2 protein-coding genes are annotated in these 739 nt (G+C 51.2%); one reads left to right on the top strand and one right to left on the bottom strand.

Annotated features, from left to right (window positions below):
* Positions 1-468 (top strand): DEAD/DEAH box helicase (locus M3P05_RS20605; protein ID WP_249702023.1); only part of this gene is annotated, 468 nt, incomplete at its 5' end.
* A 13-nt stretch (positions 469-481) separates the two neighbouring features.
* On the opposite strand, the gene M3P05_RS20600 is transcribed toward M3P05_RS20605, so the two are convergent.
* The coding region (locus tag M3P05_RS20600; RefSeq protein WP_456299645.1) for a 3'-5' exonuclease at positions 482-739 on the bottom strand (258 nt) is incomplete at its 5' end.

Below are 739 nucleotides of genomic sequence, written 5' to 3'. Positions count from 1 at the left end.
GGAGAGAAAACACTGGTCTTTACTCAATATACGACTATGGGAGAGCTACTGGTCAAGAGCATCCAGCAGGAGCTGGGGCAGAATGCACTGTTTCTGCATGGAGGTCTGCCCCGCAGCAAAAGAGACAAAATGGTTGATGCGTTTCAAAACGATCCGCTGTCCCGAATATTCATTCTTTCACTGAAGGCTGGCGGTACCGGGTTAAACCTGACAGCAGCCAGCCAGGTTATCCACTATGACCTCTGGTGGAATCCGGCTGTAGAAGCTCAGGCCACAGACCGCGCCTACCGTATAGGCCAGAAGAAAAGCGTCCAGGTTCACAGGCTCATTACAGAAAATACGTTCGAAGAGAAGATCGACGCGATGATTCAGAGCAAAAAGGAGCTGGCTGAATTAACCGTAGCCAGTGGTGAGCAGTGGTTATCAGAACTCTCAAATGATGATATCCGGCAGCTGGTTTCACTGTAGCGGGGAGTGCTCTCTAAAAGCTGACCACTTCCCTGCGACGCAGCTCAAATAAACACCGCGCCGTAGCCCTGACATCAGCCAAAGCATCGTGAGCATTATCAAAAGTCTGACCAAACAGGTGCTCGTGAAGCTCCTCTAGTCTGGGCCATTTGTAACCGTAAGGGCCGGGGATTTTGCACAGTTCTGTACTCTCTTTCATGGTACAAATCTGACGATTCCTGGCCCCGGCTTTCATGCTGGCTCTGATCAGCTCAGCGCCAAGCACCTTGTG

Source organism: Parendozoicomonas callyspongiae (assembly GCF_023502345.1).
Lineage (GTDB): Bacteria > Pseudomonadota > Gammaproteobacteria > Pseudomonadales > Endozoicomonadaceae > Sansalvadorimonas > Sansalvadorimonas callyspongiae.
The sequence above is the reverse complement of the archived record's forward strand: the minus strand, read 5'-3'. Positions and strand labels throughout refer to the sequence as shown.